Origin of the sequence: Pseudopedobacter sp., from assembly GCF_040392825.1 — a bacterium.
Classification (GTDB): domain Bacteria; phylum Bacteroidota; class Bacteroidia; order Sphingobacteriales; family Sphingobacteriaceae; genus Pseudopedobacter.
This window is the reverse complement of sequence record NZ_JBEBVH010000280.1, coordinates 1-4,818: the sequence shown is the minus strand read 5'-3', so window position 1 is coordinate 4,818 and position 4,818 is coordinate 1. Positions and strand designations below refer to the sequence as shown.

The 4,818-nt window shown below is 34.0% G+C and carries 7 protein-coding genes; all 7 read right to left on the bottom strand.

Features of this window, described 5'->3' with window-relative positions:
* Positions 1-177: 177 nt before the first annotated feature.
* Positions 178-435, bottom strand: coding sequence for a type II toxin-antitoxin system VapC family toxin (locus ABWO41_RS15445; protein WP_353139979.1), 258 nt, complete (start codon positions 433-435; stop codon positions 178-180).
* 18 nt (positions 436-453) lie between these two features.
* Positions 454-603: a hypothetical protein gene (locus ABWO41_RS15440; protein ID WP_353139977.1), complete on the bottom strand. Its 150-nt coding sequence runs from the start codon at positions 601-603 to the stop codon at positions 454-456.
* A gap of 1 nt (position 604) precedes the next feature.
* Entirely contained in the window at positions 605-763 is a 159-nt protein-coding gene (locus ABWO41_RS15435; protein WP_353139975.1) for a hypothetical protein, read from the bottom strand.
* A gap of 227 nt (positions 764-990) precedes the next feature.
* Complete coding sequence (locus ABWO41_RS15430) at positions 991-1,929, bottom strand: aspartate carbamoyltransferase catalytic subunit (RefSeq protein WP_353139973.1); 939 nt, start codon at positions 1,927-1,929, stop codon at positions 991-993.
* 2 nt (positions 1,930-1,931) lie between these two features.
* On the bottom strand, positions 1,932-2,480 hold the full coding sequence (pyrR, locus tag ABWO41_RS15425; protein WP_353139971.1) for a bifunctional pyr operon transcriptional regulator/uracil phosphoribosyltransferase PyrR: 549 nt from the start codon (positions 2,478-2,480) through the stop codon (positions 1,932-1,934).
* 93 nt (positions 2,481-2,573) lie between these two features.
* Positions 2,574-3,785, bottom strand: a complete 1,212-nt coding sequence (locus ABWO41_RS15420) for a hypothetical protein (RefSeq protein ID WP_353139969.1) — start codon at positions 3,783-3,785, stop codon at positions 2,574-2,576.
* Positions 3,786-3,946: 161 nt separating this feature from the next.
* Positions 3,947-4,818: S1 RNA-binding domain-containing protein (locus tag ABWO41_RS15415; RefSeq protein WP_353139967.1), on the bottom strand; the 872-nt coding region annotated here is incomplete at its 5' end.

Below are 4,818 nucleotides of genomic sequence, written 5' to 3'. Positions count from 1 at the left end.
GATTTATTGCTGTATATAAAATAGAGGCAGTTAGGGTTATTTTCTTAAGCATAATTATTCAAGCGATCTGTCGATAGTAATTTTATACCCAAAGGTAACTGTATTTTAGACAAAATTATATAATCCATGTTTTAAACGAAATATTAACTCAAATAATATATCTGCATGAATTTTTGATTATCTTTTATTAAACGCAAATTTCAGATTTTGTTTGGTGTAGTGCTCAAATTTTCTGTCTGATGAAACCAGTATAAGTTTTTCTGTTATGGCATGTGATATAATGGCATGGTCCGCAGGATCATTGTGCCCTTCTGCAAGGACAAGTTTTGACAGTGTATGGAGGTGATCTTTTGTAAAAGGAAGGATTTTGATATATAATTCTTTTTCTATGGCTTCTGCTATCTCTGTAGCTGTTTTATATTTTTTAGTTCTTATTTTTCTGATGCGATATAATTATAAAAGTTCCGCTACGGCTATTGAGCTGGTATTTATTTGATTATTGTAATCTCCTAAAATATTTTTTGTCTCTTTAGAGATATTATCCAGTTCTCCGGAAATTAGAAAGACTAATAAATTAGTATCTAATAAATAACGTTCAGCCATATTATTTCAAAACGGCTCTCATATCTACTATTTCTCCTGTACCAACATTTTTAAGAGCAGCTAACCAGGTTTTAGAGACTTTTTTGGATTTGTTTTTTGTTTCTTTTATATCCGTTTTTTGAATAGTTTCCTTTTCTGTTTTTTTAGTTGAAGCTGCCATAACTGACTTTCTTGATTTATACAAATTTACAGAAATTTTTTCTGATTATAAGATATAAGTATTTGAAGATGAATTGAGAGGAATAAACTGGTTTTAATATTGTGATAAAAGCAAACAGCGATTGTAATCGTAAATTATTATGGAGACTGAAATTGTCTCCATAATTTTCCTATACTTTAAAACTGGTTTTTTGCTGTATTAGATAAGCAGTAGCTGAAAAGCAAAATTTAATCTTTCTGGCTGGCCAGTAAATAAAGAACCGCCATTCTTACGGCAACTCCGTTTTCTACCTGGTTTAATATGATAGATTGCTTACTGTCTGCAACGTCACTTGTAATCTCAACACCTCTGTTAATTGGGCCCGGATGCATTACAATAATTTCCTTATCTAAAGAATCTAAAATTTCTTTATTTAATCCATACATCATGGAATATTCGCGTAGCGAAGGGAAGTATTTAATATCCTGTCTTTCTAACTGTATACGAAGCATATTCGCTACATCGCACCAATTTAGCGCTTTTCTAAGATCGTGTTCCACTTTAACCCCAAGCGTACTGATATATTTTGGAATAAGTGTTGTAGGTCCGCAAACCATAACTTCAGCACCTAATTTCTGTAAACAAAGAATATTAGACAGTGCAACTCTGGAATGCAAAATATCACCTACAATAACTACCTTCTTTCCTGCTACTTCACCATATTTTTCTCTGATGGAGAAAGCGTCTAAAAGAGCCTGAGTAGGATGTTCGTGGGCACCATCGCCGGCATTTACAATTTGAGCATTAATATGTTTGCTGAGAAAAACACCCGCACCCGGATAAGGGTGTCGCATAACAACCATGTCTACCTTCATAGACAGGATATTATTTACCGTATCAATAAGTGTTTCTCCCTTACTTACCGAAGAACTTGAAGCGGCGAAATTAATAATATCTGCAGAAAGCCTTTTTTGAGCCAGCTCGAAAGATAGTTTTGTCCTTGTGGAGTTCTCAAAAAAGATATTTGCAATGGTAATATCTCTTAAAGAAGGAACTTTCTTTATAGGCCTGTTAATAACGTCTTTAAAAGTATCGGCAGTTTCTAATATCAGCTCAATATCTTTTTTATTTAGATCCTTAATACCTAAAAGATGTCTTGTGCTTAATCTTTGTGTCAGCTCTGCCATTTCTATTTTTTATTATCTGAAATCAAAATTACTTTATCTTCTGTATCAAGCTCCTTCCAGCTTACAACTACTTTTTGTGAAGAGATAGAATCTACCTTTATGCCAATATAATCGGGTTCTATAGGTAATTGTCTGGAATATCTCCGATCAACCAGAACCAATAACTCAACTTTTTCAGGCCTGCCAAAAGCTAACATTGCATCCATCGCAGCTCTAATGGTTCGGCCTGTCCAAAGCACATCATCTATCAGAATGACCTTTTTTCCTTCAATAATGAAATCTATTTGTGTACTGTTGGGAAGCAGAGGAGAATCGCCCCGGCGAAAATCATCTCTATAAAAGGTTATATCCAGATTACCATGATTGATTTCCGCTTTTGGAATGATTTTTTTTAGCTCCTCGGCAATTCTTTTCGACAAAGCAATACCTCTGGGCTGAATGCCTATGATTACTGAGTTTGAAAAATCGTTGTGGTTTTCTATTAACTGATGGCAAAGACGTTGTATCGTGATTTGAAATTTTTGACCATCAAGAAGGGTTAAATTCTGCATCAGTTCTTTGATTTGGACAAAAATAGAAAAAAATGTTAGAAGAAGCCAAATTTGAACTTACCTTAACTAAAATCTGACTCATTTTTGGTCTCATTAAAAAGCATAAGAAGCCAAAATATAAAATGATTTAAAGTTGCTTTTGTGTGAAGAAGATATTCCATTTGTCTTTTCGAAACGAAAATCAAAAGCATAACGATCTTTTTTAGCTCCAATACCCAAGAGATACCCCTGTTCATATTTTCTAAGATTAGGTATAGCGCTTAACTTGTCTTCAGTAGTTATTCCATATCTGGTAGTGTATCTTGTTTTCTCATTACTGATAGATACAACGAGTGAATTCGTAATGCCGGTCTGAAGGAAAACTCCGAAACCTTCTCGTTGATAGAATATATATCTAATGGAGTGGCTTAACTTTAAAGATGATAGGTCAAGATTATAAGCATCTACTATAGTTGCGGTCGAAAAACCGGTTTCGTAAATATCTTTTTTGTCCTTGTATTTTGAATAAACATATACTAAATCGCTGTAGAGGTTTAGTCTTTGGAAATTTCTGGGCAAGGCCACATTAAAAAATATACCAAATGCCGGAGTTGTTTTAGGTGCGAAATAGCCTATGTCTCTAATGTTTAGACTTCTGTGCATTCCACCAATAGAAGCGCCAAGTGTTAGTTTAACCGAGTCTTTCTTACTTTTATAGCTTGTGTTTTTCTGCTCCTGGTGATTATCATACAATTCAAAAATATGATGCATACTTAGTTGAGTGTATCGTGTCCTTTCTATTGCGCTCTGCAGATGCAAAGGATACTCAAAATAGGCATAAAGTTGATTTCTGTAATTTAAGTTCTCCAGAATCTTAAAAGATTCTTTCTCGATGTATTTTTTATATATTAATAACTCAAATTTCCCATTGTTTTTAATATAGAAGTTATCTTCAGAAGATGTGTTTTTATAAGAATAAAGACTCTTATCGCCATCGATAAGCATTTTTAAAAACACAGTTTCTACTTTAATATCCGGTTTGGGAGAATTATCTTTAATACGGTTTACGTCTGATGAAGAATACGAAATCTCCACGGTAGCAGAAAGGTACCTGTCTTTTTCAACTTCGAATGAAAGAATATCCATTGGACTGAATATTTTAGTTGGAGAGGACAGTTTTTCTCGGAATTTTAATTGATCGGGATTATTATCCCAATTTTTATAGTCTATATAACCTCTTAGTGTATCTCCTTTAAAATTGATAATAGTAGCATTTTTATAACTCGTCTGACCGTAGCTTACGCAGGTTATAAATTTGAGGGTCATAAGAAATAGGGTAAAATACTTGATCATACTGTGATTTTAGATTCTGTGGGCGAAGATAGCTTAAAAAGATTAATGTGCGATTAAAAGAAGAAAAACTTTCAAGCAAAAAAGCCTCCCCGGAATTCCGGGGAGGCTTTATATAATCATAAAATTAATTCAGATTATTTTTTAGCTTCCAAATCAGCTTTTAATTGAGCTAATACGTCTAAATCACCTAAAGTAGATTTCTCAACAGAATCTTTTACTTTTTTCACAGCGTTATCTGCAGCTTTAGCTTCTTTTTTCTTAGAAGCTCTTTCTTCAGCTACTGCTTCAGCTTTAGCCTCTTCCCAGATACGAGCATGAGAAACAACGATTCTTTTTGAATCTTTGTTGAATTCGATAATTCTGAATTCAGCAACGTCGTCTACTTTTAAGCTGGTTCCGTCTTCTTTAGCTAAGTGTTTTGTTGGAACAAAACCTTCTACACCGTAAGGTAAAGCTACTAAAGCACCTTTGTCTGTTACTTTAGTTACAGTTCCTTCGTGTATAGAGTCTAAAGTGAAGATAGTTTCGAAAGTATCCCATGGATTCTCTTCTAACTGTTTGTGACCTAAGCTTAATTTTCTGTTTTCTGCATCAAGTTCTAAAACAACTACATCTAATTCTTCACCTACTTTAGTGAATTCGTTAGGATGGTTGATTTTTTTAGACCAGGAAAGGTCAGAGATATGGATTAAACCGTCAATACCTTCTTCGATTTCAACAAACACACCAAAGTTAGTCATGTTTTTAACAACAGCTTTGTGTTTGCTTCCTACAGGGTATTTCTCAGCAGCTTTTTCCCAAGGATCAGGAGTTAATTGTTTAATGCCTAAAGACATTTTACGCTCTTCTCTGTCTAAAGTTAAAACAACAGCTTCGATTTCATCACCGATCTTCATAAACTCCTGAGGGTTTCTCAGGTTTTGAGACCATGACATTTCAGAAACGTGGATTAAACCTTCAACACCAGGGATGATTTCTAAGAAAGCACCGTAATCAGCAACTGTTA